18 protein-coding genes are annotated in these 20,463 nt (G+C 39.3%); 2 read left to right on the top strand and 16 right to left on the bottom strand.

The genetic code is table 11. The features are described from left to right. Positions 1-17: 17 nt before the first annotated feature. Positions 18-3,269 (top strand): carbamoyl-phosphate synthase (glutamine-hydrolyzing) large subunit, encoded by a 3,252-nt coding sequence (carB, locus tag NBH06_RS03280; RefSeq protein ID WP_195331344.1) that lies wholly within the window; start codon positions 18-20, stop codon positions 3,267-3,269. A gap of 56 nt (positions 3,270-3,325) precedes the next feature. Here carB and NBH06_RS03275 read toward each other — a convergent pair whose 3' ends face one another. The 16 genes from NBH06_RS03275 to NBH06_RS03200 form a co-directional block, all read right to left on the bottom strand. Then, complete coding sequence (locus NBH06_RS03275; protein ID WP_118687179.1) at positions 3,326-3,688, bottom strand: YbaN family protein; 363 nt, start codon at positions 3,686-3,688, stop codon at positions 3,326-3,328. Positions 3,689-3,791: 103 nt separating this feature from the next. Further along, on the bottom strand, positions 3,792-5,429 hold the full coding sequence (gene groL / locus NBH06_RS03270; RefSeq protein WP_008862073.1) for a chaperonin GroEL: 1,638 nt from the start codon (positions 5,427-5,429) through the stop codon (positions 3,792-3,794). A gap of 35 nt (positions 5,430-5,464) precedes the next feature. Next, complete coding sequence (locus NBH06_RS03265; protein WP_008862074.1) at positions 5,465-5,734, bottom strand: co-chaperone GroES; 270 nt, start codon at positions 5,732-5,734, stop codon at positions 5,465-5,467. Between the two features lie 209 nt (positions 5,735-5,943). Continuing rightward, complete coding sequence (locus tag NBH06_RS03260) at positions 5,944-7,053, bottom strand: universal stress protein (protein ID WP_046409829.1); 1,110 nt, start codon at positions 7,051-7,053, stop codon at positions 5,944-5,946. 16 nt (positions 7,054-7,069) lie between these two features. Continuing rightward, positions 7,070-7,327 (bottom strand): hypothetical protein, encoded by a 258-nt coding sequence (locus NBH06_RS03255; RefSeq protein ID WP_008862076.1) that lies wholly within the window; start codon positions 7,325-7,327, stop codon positions 7,070-7,072. 115 nt (positions 7,328-7,442) lie between these two features. Then, positions 7,443-8,075 (bottom strand): phosphatase PAP2 family protein, encoded by a 633-nt coding sequence (locus tag NBH06_RS03250; RefSeq protein ID WP_229036983.1) that lies wholly within the window; start codon positions 8,073-8,075, stop codon positions 7,443-7,445. A gap of 64 nt (positions 8,076-8,139) precedes the next feature. Next, positions 8,140-8,889: a tetratricopeptide repeat protein gene (locus tag NBH06_RS03245; protein ID WP_008862078.1), complete on the bottom strand. Its 750-nt coding sequence runs from the start codon at positions 8,887-8,889 to the stop codon at positions 8,140-8,142. Positions 8,890-8,900: 11 nt separating this feature from the next. Next, complete coding sequence (locus tag NBH06_RS03240) at positions 8,901-10,700, bottom strand: BatD family protein (protein ID WP_008862079.1); 1,800 nt, start codon at positions 10,698-10,700, stop codon at positions 8,901-8,903. Between the two features lie 29 nt (positions 10,701-10,729). After that, positions 10,730-11,521, bottom strand: coding sequence for a tetratricopeptide repeat protein (locus tag NBH06_RS03235; RefSeq protein ID WP_008862080.1), 792 nt, complete (start codon positions 11,519-11,521; stop codon positions 10,730-10,732). Between the two features lie 12 nt (positions 11,522-11,533). Continuing rightward, on the bottom strand, positions 11,534-12,556 hold the full coding sequence (locus NBH06_RS03230) for a vWA domain-containing protein (protein ID WP_008862081.1): 1,023 nt from the start codon (positions 12,554-12,556) through the stop codon (positions 11,534-11,536). Between the two features lie 13 nt (positions 12,557-12,569). Continuing rightward, complete coding sequence (locus NBH06_RS03225) at positions 12,570-13,553, bottom strand: vWA domain-containing protein (RefSeq protein ID WP_195331342.1); 984 nt, start codon at positions 13,551-13,553, stop codon at positions 12,570-12,572. A gap of 49 nt (positions 13,554-13,602) precedes the next feature. Beyond that, positions 13,603-14,580 carry a cell wall anchor protein gene (locus NBH06_RS03220; RefSeq protein WP_195331341.1) on the bottom strand — a complete coding sequence of 326 codons (978 nt, stop codon included), beginning with the start codon at positions 14,578-14,580 and terminating at the stop codon, positions 13,603-13,605. A 19-nt stretch (positions 14,581-14,599) separates the two neighbouring features. Continuing rightward, complete coding sequence (locus NBH06_RS03215; RefSeq protein ID WP_008862084.1) at positions 14,600-15,469, bottom strand: DUF58 domain-containing protein; 870 nt, start codon at positions 15,467-15,469, stop codon at positions 14,600-14,602. Positions 15,470-15,490: 21 nt separating this feature from the next. Further along, positions 15,491-16,486 (bottom strand): AAA family ATPase, encoded by a 996-nt coding sequence (locus NBH06_RS03210; RefSeq protein ID WP_008862085.1) that lies wholly within the window; start codon positions 16,484-16,486, stop codon positions 15,491-15,493. Between the two features lie 166 nt (positions 16,487-16,652). After that, positions 16,653-17,819: an HU family DNA-binding protein gene (locus NBH06_RS03205; RefSeq protein WP_250792776.1), complete on the bottom strand. Its 1,167-nt coding sequence runs from the start codon at positions 17,817-17,819 to the stop codon at positions 16,653-16,655. Next, on the bottom strand, positions 17,816-18,103 hold the full coding sequence (locus tag NBH06_RS03200) for an HU family DNA-binding protein (RefSeq protein ID WP_008862087.1): 288 nt from the start codon (positions 18,101-18,103) through the stop codon (positions 17,816-17,818). Before NBH06_RS03200 ends, NBH06_RS03205 begins: the two co-directional genes overlap by 4 nt. A 128-nt stretch (positions 18,104-18,231) precedes the next feature. On the opposite strand from NBH06_RS03200, the gene ppk1 reads away from it, so the two are divergent. After that, positions 18,232-20,322 (top strand): polyphosphate kinase 1, encoded by a 2,091-nt coding sequence (gene ppk1 / locus NBH06_RS03195; protein ID WP_195555153.1) that lies wholly within the window; start codon positions 18,232-18,234, stop codon positions 20,320-20,322. Positions 20,323-20,463: the final 141 nt, after the last annotated feature.

Here is a 20,463-nt window from a genome sequence, read left to right as displayed (position 1 = left end):
CGGAAATAAAAAGCCTTATGAATCAAGCTGAAATAAAGAAAATCAAAAAAGTATTATTGTTGGGCTCCGGAGCCTTGAAAATAGGTGAAGCGGGTGAATTTGACTATTCTGGGTCACAGGCATTGAAAGCGCTCAAAGAAGAGGGTATCACGACTATTCTTATTAATCCCAATATTGCGACGGTACAAACTTCGGAAGGAGTGGCAGATAAAATTTATTTTCTGCCGGTTACCCCCTATTTTGTAGAACGTGTCATTCAAAAAGAAAAACCCGAAGGAATACTTCTAGCTTTCGGGGGACAAACAGCTCTCAACTGCGGTGTTCAACTCTATCAATCTGGAATATTAGAAAAGTATAACGTACAAGTTTTGGGAACTCCGGTTCAAGCGATTATGGATACCGAAGACCGGGAACTTTTCGTTAAAAAGTTAGATGAGATTGATGTTAAAACCATTAAAAGCGAGGCTGTCAATTCAATAGAAGATGCAGCGAAGGCAGCTTCCGAGCTAGGTTATCCTATTATTATCAGAGCGGCCTATGCATTAGGAGGATTGGGCAGCGGTTTCTGCGATAACGAGGAAGAATTGCGTGTAAAAGCAGAAAAAGCGCTTTCCTTTTCCCCACAAATACTGGTGGAGAAATCGCTGAAAGGGTGGAAAGAAATAGAATATGAAGTCGTTCGAGATCGTTACGACAACTGTATTACAGTATGTAATATGGAAAATTTCGACCCGTTGGGGATTCATACGGGCGAAAGTATCGTTGTAGCGCCTTCTCAGACATTAACTAATAGCGAATATCATAAATTGCGCGAATTAGCCATACGGATTATACGCCATATCGGTATTGTCGGAGAATGTAACGTACAATATGCGTTCGATCCTAAATCGGAAGACTATCGGGTCATCGAAGTGAATGCACGGCTAAGTCGTTCGTCTGCTTTGGCTTCTAAGGCTACCGGATATCCTTTGGCTTTCGTTGCAGCAAAATTGGGATTGGGATACGGGTTGTTCGATTTGAAAAACTCGGTCACCAAAGAGACCAGTGCTTTCTTTGAACCAGCTCTTGATTATATCGTATGTAAAATTCCTCGTTGGGACTTGGGAAAATTTCAAGGTGTAGACAGGGAGCTCGGATCAAGTATGAAATCGGTCGGAGAAGTGATGGCTATCGGCAGAACATTCGAGGAAGCCATTCAAAAAGGACTCCGTATGATTGGTCAAGGAATGCATGGATTCGTTGAAAATAAAGATTTGGTTATTCCTGATATCGACAAGGCATTGCATGAACCGACGGATAAGCGGATATTCGTGATCAGCAAAGCCATGCGTGCAGGGTATTCCGTCGATCAAATACATGAATTAACGAAAATAGATCGCTGGTTCCTGCAAAAATTAATGAACATTGTTCGTACAGCTCAGGAGTTGGAGACTCTCGATGAATCGGTCACACAAATCAAAAGTGATAAAAAGGCCGGGGCGGAATTGATACGTCGGGCGAAGATACAAGGGTTCTCCGATTTCCAAATAGCACGAGCCATTTGGAAAGATAAAATGGAAGATTGCCATATGCAATGGGTGCGTGAATATCGTAAATCATTGGGGATTGTTCCTGTTGTAAAACAGATCGACACGTTGGCAGCCGAGTATCCGGCTCAAACCAATTACCTTTATTTGACTTATAGCGGTATTGCCAACGATGTGAAATATCTCGGAGACAAAAAATCTATTGTCGTATTGGGATCTGGCGCTTACCGTATAGGTTCCTCGGTGGAATTCGATTGGTGTGGAGTCCAAGCGTTGAACACAATACGAAAAGAGGGCTATCGGAGTGTAATGATAAACTACAATCCCGAGACTGTTTCGACAGATTACGATATGTGTGACCGACTCTATTTCGATGAATTGACCTTTGAACGGGTAATGGATATTCTCGAATTGGAAAATCCTCATGGGGTTATTCTTTCGACCGGAGGTCAAATACCGAACAATTTGGCTACCCGCCTTGACGAGCAGCATGTTAATATATTGGGGACGACAGCCAAAAGTATTGATAATGCAGAAGACCGTCACAAGTTCTCTTCTATGCTCGACTCGTTAGGTATAGACCAACCCCGTTGGAGAGAACTGACCTCGTTGTCAGATATTTACGATTTCGTGAAAGAAGTCGGTTATCCGGTGTTGGTTCGCCCCTCTTATGTGCTTTCCGGTGCGGCAATGAATGTTTGTTCGAACAATACGGAGTTGGAGCAGTTCCTACAACTGGCAGCTAATGTTTCTAAAAAACACCCTGTCGTTGTGAGTGAATTTATTCAGAATGCCAAAGAAATAGAAATGGACGCTGTTGCCCGTAATGGTGAAGTCCTGATTTATGCCATATCCGAGCATATTGAGTTTGCCGGTGTTCACTCTGGTGATGCGACCATACAATTTCCACCTCAAAAATTGTATGTCGAGACTATGCGGCGTATCAAGAAGGTTGCCGGACAGATTGCTCAGGCGCTTAACATATCGGGGCCTTTCAATATTCAATTTTTAGCCAAGAACAACGATATCAAGGTCATCGAGTGTAACCTGAGAGCTTCTCGGAGTTTCCCTTTTGTATCGAAAGTATTGAAAATTAATTTTATCGAGTTAGCTACCAAAGTAATGATGGGGCTTCCTGTGGAAAAACCGAATAAAAACGAATTTGATTTAGACTATGTCGGGATTAAAGCATCTCAATTCTCGTTCTCCCGGTTACAGAAGGCCGACCCTGTATTGGGTGTGGATATGGCTTCGACCGGCGAAGTCGGTTGTATAGGGCTTGATACGAGTGAAGCAGTATTAAAGGCTATGCTTTCGGTCGGATATCAAATACCCCAAAAGAATATTTTACTCTCAACGGGAACAACAAAGCAGAAAGCCGATATGCTTGAAGCTGCGCAATTATTGCATCAAAAGGGATATAATTTATTTGCAACAGGAGGGACTCATCAATTCCTTACCGATAACGGTATTCCTGCGGTGAAAGTATACTGGCCCAGTGAAAGTGACCGTGAGCCCCAGGCATTAGAAATGTTGCACAATAAACAAATCGATTTGGTAGTCAATATTCCCAAGAATCTAACTCAAAAAGAGTTGGATAACGGATATAAGATACGCCGAGCCGCCATTGACTTTAATATCCCGCTTATTACAAATGCTCGATTGGCATCGGCATTTATTCAGGCATTTTGCAGTTTGAGTATCGATGATATACAAATCAAAAGTTGGGACGAATATAAATAGCAATAAAAGAGTGATGATCGATAAAAAGAGGGTGTCCGTAAAGGATACCCTCTTTTTTATTTACTCAATGTTTTATAAGAAAGAATATGCCAAGTTATACCTATCGCTAAAACTATAAAAAGAGATGCTAACCATATATTTCCAGACATGAAAAATGAACAATACAGCAAAGTCAGCCAAACTAATGAAACGGAGATAACCTTTACTCGTAGAGGGATAGCTTTGTTTTCCATGAAATTTCGAATGTATGGCCCTAACCGTTTATGATTCAATAGCCACTTATATAGTCTCGGGGAACCACGGAACCATAAAATACTAGATAACAAAAGAAATGGTGTTGTAGGTAATAAAGGTAGAAAAATCCCCATAACTCCTAAACACAGAGAGATACTTCCTAAAACGATATATATGACTTTCACATCACAAAAATACAATAAATATCGAATATGCTTTATAAATAATAAGAAAGGGAATATCTGAAAAGATACTCCCTTTCTTATTATTTGTCAGAAAATCGAGGAATTACATCATTCCACCCATGCCGCCCATTCCGGGAGCCGGCATAGCGGGTGCAGGATTTTCCTCTTTCTTATCGGCAATCACACATTCTGTTGTCAAGAACATGCCTGCGATAGAGGCTGCATTTTCCAGAGCTACACGAGTTACCTTAGCCGGGTCAATAACGCCTGCTGCAAAGAAATTTTCATAGGTATCTGTACGGGCGTTGTATCCAAAGTCTCCTTCTCCGTCTTTAACCTTTTGAACGACAACAGCACCTTCCACTCCGGCGTTAGCGGTAATTTGGCGAAGAGGTTCTTCTATGGCTCTTTTTACAATTTCAATACCTGTCGTTTCATCTTCATTTGCTCCCTTTAAACCATCTAATGCGGGGATACAACGAATGTATGCAACACCTCCACCCGGAACGATGCCTTCGGCAATAGCTGCTCTTGTAGCGCTTAATGCATCGTCTACACGGTCTTTTTTCTCTTTCATTTCGACTTCGGAAGCGGCTCCAATATAGAGAACTGCGACTCCACCAGCTAATTTGGCTAAACGTTCTTGCAGTTTCTCACGATCATAATCGGAGGTTGTCGTTTCTATTTGGGCTTTGATTTGGGCAACTCGTGCAGCGATGGAATCTTTGCTTCCCATACCGTTGACAATCGTGGTATTCTCTTTGTTTACCGTAATCTTTTCAGCACGACCTAACATTTCGATTGTCGTCGATTCCAATTTCAATCCTTTTTCTTCAGAAATAACTACACCACCTGTCAAAACAGCTATGTCTTCGAGCATTTCTTTACGACGATCCCCGAATCCGGGAGCTTTTACAGCACAGATTTTGAGAGACCCGCGCAAACGGTTTACAACCAAAGTCGCCAAAGCCTCACTATCGACATCTTCTGCTATAATCAGTAAAGGACGACCAGTTTGTGCCGTAGCTTCAAGAACGGGAAGCATATCTTTCAAGGCAGAAATCTTTTTGTCGTAGATCAAAATATACGGAGTATCCATTTCGCACTCCATTTTCTCGGTATTCGTAACGAAGTAAGGAGAAATATATCCTCGGTCGAACTGCATACCTTCTACAATATCGACAGTCGTATCGGTACCTTTGGCCTCTTCTACCGTGATAACACCTTCTTTCTTCACTTTCTTCATAGCCTCGGCAATGAGTTGGCCAATCTCGCTATCGTTATTGGCCGAGATACGAGCAACCGATTCGATTTTCTCAAAATCGTCGCCCACTTCCTGAGCCTGAGCCTTGATACCTTCTACCACTTTGGCTACGGCTTTGTCGATGCCTCGCTTCAAATCCATGGGGTTGGCTCCGGCAGCTACGTTTTTAAGGCCTACGTTTACGATGGCTTGTGCCAATACTGTTGCTGTCGTTGTTCCGTCACCGGCATCATCGCCTGTTTTAGAGGCAACTTCTTTTACCAATTGAGCACCCATGTTTTGAAATGGGTCTTCCAATTCTATTTCTTTGGCAACTGTCACACCATCTTTTGTAATATGAGGAGCACCAAACTTTTTCTCAATAATTACATTACGACCCTTAGGACCGAGAGTGACTTTAACGGCATCTGCCAATTCATCGACTCCTTTTTTCAATTCTTCACGAGCTTGAATATTGAATTTAATTTCTTTTGCCATAGTTCTTTACCTAATAAAGTTAAACATTAAACACATTAAAGAATAGCTAAAATATCGGATTGTTTCATGATCAGATATTTCTCACCATCTAACTCGATTTCGGTACCTGCATATTTGCCATATAAAACAGTATCGTCGGGTTTTACCACCATTTCTTCGTCCTTCGTACCATTACCAATGGCGATCACTTTACCTTTGAGGGGTTTTTCCTTTGCCGAATCGGGGATAATAATACCACCGATTGTTTTTTCTTCTGCGGGAGCTGGAAGTACCAATACTCTGTCTGCTAATGGTTTAATCTTCATCGTTTTTTATTTTAGTTAATGTTTCGTTTTATATATAATGTTCTCGCTTTCGTGAGAACATTATATATATATCCAAATCTATGCCAAAAGATTTATTTGCTTAAAATCTGACAAAACGTCACCTGAGAATTGTGGCGTCGAAATAATTACTGACAAAGATTCCTCCTCTTTTCACTTAGAAAGAACAGGTGTCATTGTCGAAAATTTATTCAAGAAGGAATGGCTATTAATGGAGTGTCGGTGTGAAATAACATTTTGTGAGCGATACTCGGATTGAAAAGACGTGCAAATATATTTCGTTTACGATTGGGAACAACCATAACATCTATGGCCGATTCATGAAAAAGTTTTTCTACGTTATCTAAAAAATTTTCCTCACCGATAATCTTATAATCTATTTCTCTTCCCGGATAATGAGATTGACAGTAGTCTCGAATACCAGCTAATTTAATTTCTGTCCATGCATCGCTTTTTTCCGTTAAGTGTAAAAACATTATACCAAACGAATAGTTTTCGAATAAACGCATGAACGTGTCCAGAGAGATTAAATCCTGTTGATCGAAATTAGTAAAAAAAGCAATGTTTTTTATTTCGTTCATACAAGTATGAGTAAATCCTTCTGGGACAGCGAACACCGGGAAATTACCGGAATCTACTACTTCTGCCGTGACACTCCCTATTAGATCGATCTCTTTACGAGTTTTTCCCCTTGAACCCATGACTATGAGCGATGGATTCAACTCCTTAGCCATTAAGATTATCGTATCTTCAGGGACACCTTCACACACCCTATAAATGAATGGTGCAGAAGGAAAATCTCCATCTGTCATCAATCGCTGCAATTTTTCGCAAAAGTTTGCCATCTCCCGATTGGCCTTTGCGAATAATAGTTTATGTTCTTCACTCTCTTTTAATTCATAGGAGATTGTCTCTGTCAAGGAGAGTGACCCTGTGGAGAAAGGAGATAAAAAAGTATGTAGTAATACAACTTCTGCTTGATGGGTAGCCGCAAAATCAAAACCTAATCGACATGCCTGTAAAGAATAATCAGAGAAATCGATAGGTATAAGAATCCTATTTTTCTGTGGTTTGTCAGAAATTTCTGATTTTCCAAACACTGGATCGGTTTCTAAAATCTCGAGGGCGTGAGGCAAATCTTTCTCATGAATTCGCACTCGCACCCCCGGAGATATAACTGGTTTTAATAAATTGACATTCTGAATTACGACAGCTATTCCTTGACTTTCCAAAACGCCCTTTAAAATAAGAGCCTTTGGATAAGTATGAATCGCCAACGTTATCAACCTGTCTTTTTTCATTGTCAATTTATCCCTTTTATTTTTTATTTTCTTCTTCAAGAATACGAATTGCCATATCGTATATTTGCGTATTATCAAGGACTACGATTCCCCCGTCGGGCCCCGGTTCTATGTGAAGGCCGCAATTTTTCCCAAATGAATAATTACTGCCTCCGAAATAGTTACGTACGGTCTGTGTGGTAACATTCAACTCATCTGCTATTCTATGCATTGAACCATCTGGCAAACTGTCTTTGATGCGACGAAGTTCGTTAAATGTGATTGTCTTAGTCATAAGGGTAATGTTTTTATGGTTAATTATTTGGTTAATTGTACTCAATTGAATACGCAATAAATTTATGCTCTATTTTCTTTATATCCAAATTTTGTGAGTAAAATTTTATGAAGCATCAAGAATATGTTGCAATCAAGGCATAAACAGCTATGCAGAGTACACTTAAATAGATTACTCCCGTCGTTATTCGTATATCGGGATCTTTTATGTATGGCGATTCCCTATTGTTCAAGAATTTTTTATTTAACAAAAAACTTCGGAATCCATTTAATACAATACAAATTATGACAGCAATAATTGTTCCCGAAATTATCCCCGCTAAGATATCACCCGGATAATGAACGCCTAAATATATGCGTGAATAGCAATTTACGATAGCCCAAAGGAGCGATGTGAATGCAAAAAATTTATTCCGAAAAATCATGGATAACAGAACCACTGCTCCGAAACTATTCGCAGCATGGCTGGATATGAATCCATAACGTCCGCCTCTATAACCATTTACTATTTGCACAAATTCGGATAATTCAGGATCACGGGCTGGTCTCAATCTGGCGAAGTAAGGTTTACACAAAGTAGAGGCGAACTGGTCGCAGCATGTAATGGTTATTGCGAGAGCTACACAGACCAATAGAGCTTCTTTCCAATTTTTTCTGAATAGGACAAATAGAAGAGATAATATCAAAGGTATCCATGTGTATTTTCCTGTATATACCCACATGAATTTATCTCCAAACGGGGTATGCATACTATTTAAAAATAGTAATAATTCTTTATCCCATTCTATTAATTGTTGGAGTATCGACATAGAATTAGATAATTTCTATTGACGAAGAGGGTAACCACCCGCGATTTCCGTCACTTATCTTGACCTCGGACCAGTCTCCCAATTTACTTAATATAGAGACCTTAGTCCCTTCATGTAAAATAAAGAGGTCTGTTCCACTTTCTGCCGGAGAACTTTTTACCGGAACAGTCGCAGCAAATACGATGGCTTCACTGCGGGCTTTTAACTTACTATTCAATCCCCATGCAAACCAATTGGCAAGAACAGCAATCAAGAAAAGTATAATTCCTCCAAAAAAACCGAATTTCTTTGCTTTGACAGATTTGGAGAACAGATATAAATACAAACCTCCGATAAACAATAGAAATGAAACTATTCCTATGACAGCCCATGTATTCGATGACAAAAAATTGCGTAATGAATCTATCCATACGGAAAGAAAGAACTTACCTACCGGATCGATTTTATCAACGATGTGGGTATTGGCCATCTCTAAGTTAAAACGGGCATCTTCATTACCGGGATTCAGTAATAGAGCTCGTTCGTAATTTAGTATTGCTTTCGCAAACTCATTGTGTTTATAGTAAGCATTGCCTAAATTATAATATAAATCGGACGATACGCCTTGTTCTCTTAATGTCTGCTCATATAATTCTATTGCCTTAATGTAATCTTCCTGCCCATAAGCTTCATTGGCTTGTGTCAAAGTTGTCTGGCTATATATAGGCGATATTCCTATAACTACAAAAAGTAAATAAATATATATCTTTTTCATTTTTCCCTATTTTACTTTTTTACTGTATTTTCCATTCTGCTTATAGCATCGAGAGTTTGTGAATATAACTCCTCCATAGTTTCATTTGACTGTGCCGGTGCATATTGAGCGAACTCACATCGACTCAGGATATCATTAAACGTAGATATTAGATCTTCTCCTGCCCCATATTTTTCCAGCTCAGTTGCAACATTGTCCTTAGTAAGTTCAGAAAGCGGCAGGCTGAGTTTATCGCTCAAATATCCCCATATGGCTTTGAGTACTTCGTCGTAAAAATGTTCTTTGTCATGATTTTTCAGATATTTCCCTGCAACTTTCAATCGCTTCAATGCGACCTTATTGGCCTTTTTGTTTTTCATCAGAGCGACATTGGCATTCGCTTTTGCTTGTTTGCGATTTATAAGTACAAAAATACAAAAAGCTAATGACGGTAAAATATACCATAACCAATATTTCCAATTATCTACATATATCGAAGGAGTCTGCACCAAGTTCATCTTGTTTAATTTAATGTAGTGAATGTCTCGGTTCAGTAATTTTAAATCTTCTTTGTTGGAAAAATTAGAAACGGTTTTTCCACCTTCACCAGAAGCACCTTTTTCGACTGTAATCTCGTACTCTTCTGTATGTAAAGTTTTATATTGTTTGGATTTTGTATCGAAATAGGAGAACTCTACTGCCGGTATTTTGAATTTACCCGCAAAACGAGGAATCGTAGTATATTCTACCGTCCGAGTACCACTAACTCCTCCTGTCGTAGCTTTTACCGAAACATCTACTTTGGGGTCGTAAGTATCGAAATCGTTGGGTAATTTCAAATCGGGATTTTTCATATATTTCAAATTTCCCGAACCCTTGAATATCAATTTTAAAGTTATTGCTTCATTTGCTTTCACATGTGTAGAACTAATCGAGCTACTCAATGTAAAATTACCTACTCCTCCCATAAATGAGACCGGTTTACCCGCCGGTAGAGGCATTACTTCGACAGAAGCAGCATTCGAACTAACAGATCGACTTACCCCTTGTGGGACTCTCATCGGGCCGAACGGTCCATTAACGAGTTGGTATGTTTCTACTTGAAATTCGAATTTTCCCGGATTTATAGTTATTTTCCCGGTACGTTGAGGGAACAAAAGGCATTGTTTCAAAATCGCCATTTTATAGTTCACCCCATTGTAATTTTCCAATTCGAACGACGTGTTTTGAGGTAAGTCTATATCCTGTACCACAAATCCTTCGAATGAAGGGAAGCTATAATTCTCTGCTTGTACACCCGATGCCCGAGTGTATAATTTTATCGTTGCCAGCAATGCTTCTTGTTCATATACTTTTGTCTTCGAAAGTACGGTTCGAATAAATAATTCCGTATTTCCAGCATCTTCTCCCATTGACTGTCTCGAAGCACCGCCTGCCGAGGACGATGTTTTATCGGGAGGAAGTATCGTTAACTTCCATGTATTGGTAGAAAAAGTACGCCCATCGGCCGAGATTGTAGCCGGTGCAAAAGTGTAGCTACCTTCTTTTTCCGCTCTCAAAGTAATTACATGTGTTTCAGTTGTTTGTCTATCGACATTACCGTTTACAACAGATACACTCGTGCCTGAGCTCGTTCCTTGATATAATACTTTACAGCCAGAAAATTCAGGTAACCTCAAATCTTTACCTGATGCATTATACAAAGTATATTCCAATTGGAATTGTTGCCCTTGTATCACTTGTCTGGGGCCATCTACTGCAAACCGCACATTATCGGCCCACAGAGTTGCCATACAGACCAAAGCCCCAAACATTATTAAATATCTTCTCATAACTATTTATATAACTATGTTATATGATTCTACCATTCTTTATCGGTCTTTCTACGTTTTTGTTGCTGCATCAGCGCTTTTTGGACTTTTTCTTGTGTATCTCGTTCGTCCTGTTGAATCGCATCGAGAATTTGTTGTGCATTCTCTTTCGACATTTGAGATTGTTGTGGTTGTTGCTGCTGTGGTTTATTTTGTTCTTGTTGATCTTTATTTTTATCTTGGTTATTTTGATTGTTGTTTTGCTCTTGTTGATCTTGCTTTTGGTCTTTTTGTTGATCTTTGTTCTTATCTTGCTGGTCTTTGTCGTCGTTTTTATCTTGATTTTGTTGCTCTTGTTGTTGTTTCTTTAACAGCAATTGTGCCAGTCTGAGGTTGTAACGCGTCTCGTCGTCCTTCGGATTTCGTCGGAGAGCATTTTTATATTCTTCTATACTTTGAGCATAATTTTTTTCTTGGAACGATATGTTTCCAAGATTATGCCAAGCGTGTGCTGCTCGTAAAGAATCGGACGATGCTTGTACGATTTTTCTATATTCGTTGCGAGAATCATTCCATTTCTGCTGTTTGTAAAGCGCCGCACCTAAATTGTATGTTGCAATTTCCGACGAAGGGTTAGCTTCCAGAGCTTTACGGTATTCGATCTCAGCTTCGGTATATTTTTTATCGTTAAATAATCCGTTCCCTTTTCTAATCGTATTGCGTTCTACTTTTTCATCTATTTTATTTTCACCTTGCGCAACAGCCTGTGCATTCTCTTGTGCGAGCAAACTCATTGTCATGCTCATCAACACAAAATACATTATATATCTGATAGATTTCATATCTCAACATATTTATGAAAAGAAGGTTATCTTTTTTAACCAACTGTTCTTTCTGTCTACAATAAACACATCTACTATTAATAACAACAATGCTATCCACGCCAGCCCCTGAAATTGTTCATCATATTGCGAATAGACTTTACTCTCAATATCGGCTTTTTTCATTTTCTTTACTTCTGAGGTCAAGGCTCTCAATGCACTATTGGTATTATCGGCTCGAACATAAATACCAGTTCCTGCCTTTGCTATTTCTTGGCCGAGAGACTCGTTCAATTTCGAAATAACAACATTACCGTCTCTGTCTTTAATAAAGTTATTTTCACTGTTCCCGGTCGGGATAGGAACACCTTCCAACGACCCGATACCGATTACATCTACTTTAATATTTTTTTCGGCCGCAGCTTTTGCCATTTGAACAGCATCGTCTTCATGATTTTCTGCATCGGTTATGACAATGATTGCTTTATCTACCCCTTCATTGGGTGTAAATGAATTCATCGCAGTAGAAATAGCCCGACCAATAGCTGTACCTTGTGTCGGAACCATATTGGGATTAATGGTATTCAAAAACATTTTAGCCGACACAAAATCTGATGTAATCGGTAACTGAGTATAAGCATCTCCTGCAAAAACAATAAGACCTATCTTGTCGTTGTCCAATTCATCTACGAGTTTTGACAACATCATCTTTGCTTTTTCCAATCGATTAGGCGCTATATCCTTCGCCATCATCGAATTGGAGACGTCTAGCGCTATCATAATTTCGACTCCTTGTTTCTTTACGGTTTCGAGTTTAGAACCGAACTGGGGCCGCGCCAACATAAATACAATGACAATAAACGCCAATTGTTGAATAATAAATTTAATCCACGGTTTATATTTTGAGACATCGGTCATCAAAGGAGCCAGCACCGACGGATTACCGTACTTGGCCAAATTACGTCGGGACCGATAACGCCCATAGATAAACAGTCCCCACAATATAGGAACAATGATCAATAAATATAGGTATTCAGGTTGTGCAAATCGAAACATAATCAACTTCTGTTTAAGGAATATTTTTCAATAACGTATGACGAAGAACAATTTCCAAACCTAAGCATAAGAGAGCCATTAATGCCCAAATAGTGTATTCTTCCTCTTTTACACTGAATTCTTTAACTGTTAGCTTCGTTTTTTCCAATTTATCTATTTCCTCAAAAATACCTTTGAGGACGTTTTTGTTCGTTGCCCTGAAATATTTTCCATCTGCTGTCTCTGCAATTTGCTTCAAGGCCTCTTCGTCCATTTCGACCGGCATATTCTGATATGTAATGCCATACGGTGTCTGAACCGGTGTAGGTGCTAATCCTTTTGTTCCCACCCCTATCGTATAAACGTGGATTCCAAACGACTTTGCTATTTGTGCCGCAGTCGCCGGCGCAATGTCACCGGCATTGTTCGTACCATCGGTCAGCAGTATGATTGTCTTCGATTTGGCTGGTCCGTCTTTTATTCTGTTAATAGCGGTTGCCAAACCATCACCGATTGCGGTTCCATCGTCGACCATACCGCAATGGACATCTTTCATTAAATTAAGAAGGACGGCATGATCTGTTGTCATCGGACACATGGTAAAACTTTCCCCGGCGAAGATCACCAAGCCTATATTGTCGTGCTCTCTACCGGAAACAAACTGTGCAGCTACATCTTTTGCCGCCTCTACTCTATCCGGTTTGAAATCGCGGGCTAACATACTTCCAGAAATGTCAAGGGCAAGCACTATATCCACTCCTTCGGTAGAGGAATTTTGCCAACTATCGGTAGATTGGGGACGAGCTAATGCAATAATCAAAAGAACCACTGCCAAAACGCGTAAAACAAAATTGAAATGCCGCAGGTAAATTTTGTATGTACGCGGCATTTTATCGAATGGCTGTGTCGTAGAGACTTGTAGTGCAGCCTGCATATGCTTCTGTTTAAGAACATACCATGCTATTATCGGTATAATCAATAACAACAGAAGTAAATATAAGGGATTCGCAAATACCATTTTCAAATTATTTTAAAGGCTGTTATCAACCTTCGTTCAACATCTCTTTTCATTCCGTTTTTTCGGAAGTCTGATTCTCGGATTCAGGATCCTTTTCTTCCGGTTTAGTCTCTTCAACAAAAGTCTCGGCATAACGCATTACCTGCTCATTGTCGTCCGGCAGAGGTCTCATTTTTGCGAACTTCACGAAATCGGCCATTTCAAGAATATCTCGTAATTGCCGATTGACAGCTTTTGTCTCTTCGTTACGATGCAATGTTTCAATAATTTGAGAAGAAGTCATTTCCATTGCATTGATATGAAATCGTTCGTCGATATACTCTCTAAGAATCTCCGTTAAAGTCGTATAATAGGCCTTTTCCTGACCTTGCTGCCAAAGTTTAGAGTCCTTTAATTCGTGTAAAGCTTGTATTGCCCGGTCATAAGGCGGAACCAACATTTTTTCATCGATAGTTTCTTCGCCTTTTTTCCGCCGGCCCCAACGCCAATATGCATATATTCCTGCCGCTATGACGATTAAAGCGACCAATAAATATATTACCCACGACGGAATGTAATCCATCAATACGAAAGGTGGTGCATCTACTCCTTTTATATCGAACTCTGCATGAGTTGTATCAACCGGAACCGGTACTACTTTGAGACTCAACGCCTGAGTCTCGAAAGTATCGTCTTCTATGACATATTTGAACGGAGGTAGATAATAAAGTCCCGAATCGAACGAGGTGACAAGAACTTCATTATTTATTTGTATCCGATTGTTTTTCAAATCAATCGTATCGGGTTTGGACACCTTCAACACTTCTACGCCTGTAACAAGCGTATCTTGAATAATGGGTAACCTCACAAATTTATCTTTATCCTGAGAAACCTCTAATCGCACCGTAGTTTGATCTCCCATCATAATAGCAGCAGAATCCATTTGGGCTCGCACGACTATATTATTCTGGGCAGATACAGTTGCCATAAATACCGGCAATACAGAACAAAGACCTAACAACTGTAATATTATATACCTTCTTTTCATATATACATAGATTTTTAATCTACCCTCTTCGCTTGAAGAGAGTCATAAGGGCTACGACAAAATCATCGTTTGTTGCGATAGTCGCTAAATCGACTCTACTTTTACGTAAAGTCGAAAGCATTCTTTCTTGTCTCGAATTCCACCAAGCGGCATATCGGTTTCGCACGTTTGCCGAAGACGAATCTACCCACTGCTCACACCCTCGCTCGGAATCTTGGAGTTTAATCAATCCTACATCGGGTAATTGAGTTTCACGTCGGTCATATACTTGTATTGCCACCAAATCGTGACGACGGTTAGCTATCGATAAAGCATTTTTATAATCGTTCCCGTCTACGAAATCAGAAATCAAAAATGTCGTGCATCGTTTCTTGATCGCGTTTGTCATATATTCCAGAGCCAAACTTATATTGGTTCCTGTACTCTCGGGTTGGAAGTCTATAAGTTCTCGTATGATATACAAAATATGCTTGCGGCCCTTTTTGGGGGGTATGAATTTTTCTATCTTATCGGAAAAAAATATCATACCTATCTTATCGTTGTTTTGTATAGCCGAGAATGCAATAGTTGCAGCGACTTCGGCCATCATCTCACGTTTGGCCTCTCCTACCGCTCCAAAATTTCTACTGGCAGAGACATCGACCAAAAGCATGACTGTCAATTCCCTTTCTTCTTCAAATACTTTCACGTAAGGTTTATTGTAACGTGCCGTCACGTTCCAGTCTATATCTCTTACGTCATCGCCATACTGATATTCTCGGACCTCGGAGAACGCCATACCCCGACCTTTAAAAGCCGAATGGTATTGTCCCGCAAATATATTACGGGAAAGCCCTCTCGTCTTTATCTCGATATGACGAACTTTTTTCAACAGCTCACTGGTTTCCATAAATTATATCCCGAACATCGTTTAGGGAACTTCTACCTTGTTGAGTATTTCACTAATAATTTCTTCTGCGGTCATATTGTTGGCCTCGGCTTCGTAGCTCAACCCGATACGATGACGCAATACATCGTGACAAACGGCTCGCACATCTTCGGGAATAACATAGCCCCGTTGTTTTAAAAATGCATAAGCCCGGGCTGCTAAGGCCAGACTAATAGATGCACGAGGAGAGGCTCCGAATGATATCATTTCTTTCAGCTCTCCCAAACCATAATCTTGGGGGAAACGTGTTGCAAATACGATATCAACAATATACCGTTCTATTTTTTCATCTATATAAACTTTTTGGACAATCTCTCTCGCTTCAATAATCTCAGACGGTTGCAGAACGGGTTTAATATCTATTTTTCGTCCGCTTATATTCTGACGTATAATGAGTTTCTCTTCTTCTTTTTTAGGATATCCGATGATTACTTTAAGCATAAAACGGTCCACCTGTGCCTCTGGTAACGGATATGTACCTTCTTGCTCTATCGGGTTCTGAGTAGCCATAACCAAAAACGGATCGTCTAATTTAAACGTCTGCTCACCAATGGTAACCTGACGTTCCTGCATGGCCTCTAATAGCGCACTTTGTACTTTTGCCGGAGCCCGGTTAATTTCATCTGCCAAAACAAAATTGGCGAAAATAGGACCTTTCTTGATTTGAAATTGTTCTTTTGCCTGACTATATATCATCGTACCCATAACATCGGCAGGCAGTAAATCGGGCGTGAATTGTATGCGGCTATATTTTGCATCAATGAGAGAAGCCAATGTTTTTATAGCCAAAGTTTTTGCTAACCCCGGTACACCTTCAAGCAAGATATGTCCGTTGGATAACAATCCTATCATCAGTGAATCCACCAAATGTTTTTGACCGACAATAACTTGATCCATGCCTTGTGTTATCATATTCACAAACGAACTTTTACTGGCGATCAGATCGTTCAACTCCCGAATATCTACTGTTTCACTCATACGTTTTATCTTTTTGTATTTTTAATTTATACGTTTTTTGACTTTCTCTGTCGCAAAATTAGCCATACACTGGTTCTATATATACCCAATCGCGTTAAAAATGGCTAACTATTCACTTAAAAAAGACTAAGTCGCTAACTTATTCAGCTAACGACTCTGTTGATATTTATTCATAACGACTCTGTATTTTCGCGGCTAATGCCTTAGCTTTCTCGACAGAAGTCCTATTGTTTGCATCAATATCATATTTCGATGCACTTGGAATGGTTAAACGAGTCCCAATCGGAACTTGATTAGGATTTTTAATCACGTCCTTGTTTTCTTCATAAATATACACCCAAAATGCCTTATGCCCAAAATATTTTCGAGCCAATGTCGTCAGAAATACTCCTGATCGAATAGTTTCTATAACCGGCTTGACCTCAGGCGCTGCGAGGGGAGAAGCCGAGATTACCGAGTCTTTAAGGACAGAATCCTTTTCCATTTCTGAAAGTGTATCTTTATTTTCCGGTAGAACAACCGATTCGGGATTGTTGTTCATGGGTCGCGAATCGATCGACTGCTTTCCTAAAGACAGAGTATATTCTCCGATTTTCACAACATAAGGGCTATCATTTCCCATAAAAAATATACCTCCGGCCAAGCATATTATAATAATGCCGAATGCGGACAGTACACCCCACCAGAATGATTTTCGAGAAGCCGATTTCCGCAAATAATCTTCATAACAATCTTCCTCTTTTTCTTCTACTTTCGTCTCTGATTCGGGTTGAATAATTTCCTCTTGAAATTTCTCTATTTCCTGTGATGATACAGTAGATTCAGAAGATTCTTCATCGGCTGATTTATCTTCCTGAATATATTCATGAGCCGGTTCTATGGGTTCATCTTCCTCTTCTTTTTCTCGAATTTCTTTTGAATCTTGTAGTTCTACATTTTCGGTATTACAAATGTCGTTATTTTCATCTATATCTTGACTTGGAACGGCCGTCATATCCTCAATCGGCACATGATCATTGAGGACTTCGACAGAAAAGCTGGAAAATGGGGCATTAACAGCTTCACGCAGTACTTTATCAGGAATAAAAGACAGTTTATAGTGCCCCGGTATCTCCACAGGTTCTCCGGTTTGAATATTGATACTTCCTCGAGCTTCTACCCATATAGGTTTAAATAAACCTAACCCGTTTATTCTCAACTCTTCACCGGAAGTTATGACTTCTGTTGAAACAGTAAAAAATTCTTTCAAAAAAGTTTCAGCTTCTTTCTTCGTGATATTCATCTTTGAAGAAAGCAATCCAACCAAATCGGGAAAAGATATTTTTTCGTTCATTTGGAAGACAACATTTTAAGTTTAGTTTTAATAGCACTCCCCGGTTTAAATGACAGAATCATCTTGGGAGGGACAAGCATACGCTTACCGGTTGACGGATTCACGACTACTCGTTCCAATTTCTTTTTGGGCTCGAATAACCCGAATCCTTGTATTGCCACTGTGTCCATCTGAGAACAACGTTCCTTCAAAATTTGAAGAAATGCAGACATATAGCTGTCGATTTCTCCTTTATCTTTGCCCAATCGGGATTGTAATTGTATTAAAAAAGATTTATGATCCATTCTCCATTATTTTTTTATTGAGAGAAGTTTGTTTGTACCATTAATAGCCTATGTGCAAATTTAGAAAAAAATTTGTACAAACGTACATTATTTGTATATTTACCGTTACTTAATCAACATAAACCACTATGGAAAATGTTCGAAAATATTTTAAACGCGATATAAGTTGGCTTTCTTTTAATTACAGAGTATTAATGGAAGCTATGGATCATACGGTTCCGTTATTTGACCGAATAAAATTTTTGTCTATCTATCAGTCCAACCAAGAAGAATTTTATAGAGTGAGAGTATCGGAATATCACCAAATACTATCTGATCCACTGCAAAGCATCGAGGATAAACGACAGGCCGAAAATACACTGAGTGCAATCAATCAAGAAGTAAATCGACAAGTAGATATTTTCAATAAGTTTTTTTTCAACGAGATTATACCTGAACTTGAAAAAGAAGGAATGGTATTGTATCATAACGAACAAATAGAAAATTGTCATCGAGAAGAGATCCGTAATTTCTTTAAAGAAGAGGTATTCCCCTTTCTACAACCGGTCTTGATACTAAAAAATGATATTGTCTCTTTTTTACGAGATAATCGACTTTATTTGGCCATAAAAATGTACAAGAAAGGAGATCCCGATAGACAACCGTTTTATGCCCAAATAAAGATACCATTTAGTAAAGTACCTCGTTTCATAAATCTCACACCTCACGATGGCAAAAATTATCTGATGTTTATCGACGATATGATCGCCTTAAATTTAGACGTCGTATTTCCCGGATTTATTATCGATTCTCACTATGCGATAAGAGTCTCTCGCGATGCAGATTTTTCCATAGAAGCCAAAGAGGTAGCGAACATCGTCGATGCGGTACGCAAGCGCGTAAAAAAGAGAAAAATAGGGAATGCCAATCGACTGGTTTACGATGGCTGCATGCCCTTAGATATGCTGCAATACATTTGCGATGCCTATGATATTCCTCACGGACAATGTATTCGATCAGGGAGATACCTTAATTTGGAAGATTTATCGAAGTTACCGAATCTAACCGGAAAAGAATTAAGCGAAGTACTCCCCTCGCCTATGCAGATACCGGCATTCGATAGAGCACCAACCATGTTCGAAGTTATTCGGCAACGGGATTTTCTAATTCATTTTCCATATCAGTCGTTTAGTTATTTAACCCGTTTTCTTACCGAAGCTGCCGATAATCCTAACGTTACCGACATAAAACTCACCCAATACCGTGTCGCTGAAAATTCCGAAATCATAGATCGTTTACTTTATGCAGCACAGAAGGGAAAACAAGTAACTGTATATGTAGAGATAAAGGCACGGTTCGACGAGGAAAACAATATCATAACTTCCGAACTGATGCGAAAATCTGGGATTCGCGTGGTGTATAGTACTCCCGGATTAAAAGTGCATGCAAAAGCATTATTAATCAAATGTTCTACACTTCACAAAAATCAGCCACAAGCTTATGCTTTTTTAAGTACAGGGAATTTTAATGAAAATACGGCTCGAATTTATTCGGATATGGGTCTGTTCACTATAAATAGGGAAATTACCAGCGAATTAGATAAATTATTTTCCATTTTAGACGGCTCGTCAAACGACCGATATTTCCAAACTTTATTGGTCGCTCAATTCAACATGGTCGATGTGTTGAAACAGAAGATAAATTTTGAGATCGAAGAGGCTCGTCAAGGTCGGAAAGCCCATATTATATTAAAAATGAATGGGCTGCATGATACGAATATGATAAATGCTCTTTATGATGCCAGCGAAGCGGGTGTACATATAGATTTGATCGTAAGAGGTATTAATTGCTTAGTTCCTAACCAACCTTACAGTCGCAATATCCGTATGATTCGCATAATAGATTCTTATTTGGAACATGCGCGTATTTGGTATTTTTACGCTGGTGGACATGAGGATATGTACCTTTCTTCGGCAGATTGGATGCGACGGAACTTGAACAGACGCATTGAGACTGCTGTTCCCATATTCGACCAAAGCATAAAAAATGAAATATTATCAATTATATCCCTTCAACTGCAAGATAATGTCAAGGCTTGTTATATAGACGAAAATTTAGAAAATCACTATGTTCAAAGTCGGGAAGCAAAGCTCCGTTCTCAACGACACTGCTTTCATCTGTTAGAAAAATATTCTATTCCCGACACTCAGTCTGTGATACCCGAAATTTTTATCAGTTGATTGGGATTTACTAATTTAACTCGTTGGTTGAATTAGATTTATAAATAATCACAAATGAAAAAGTTGCACAAATCGCAGATAATTAGTAAATTAGTGGCAGCTACACCGTTAACTACTATCAGTCTGCTTATGCGCAACTTC

Source organism: Barnesiella sp. B2-R-119, assembly GCF_023656675.1.
Taxonomy (GTDB): Bacteria; Bacteroidota; Bacteroidia; order Bacteroidales; family Barnesiellaceae; genus Barnesiella; species Barnesiella intestinihominis.
Note: the sequence above shows the minus strand (reverse complement) of the source record. Positions and strands in the feature narration are given on the sequence as shown.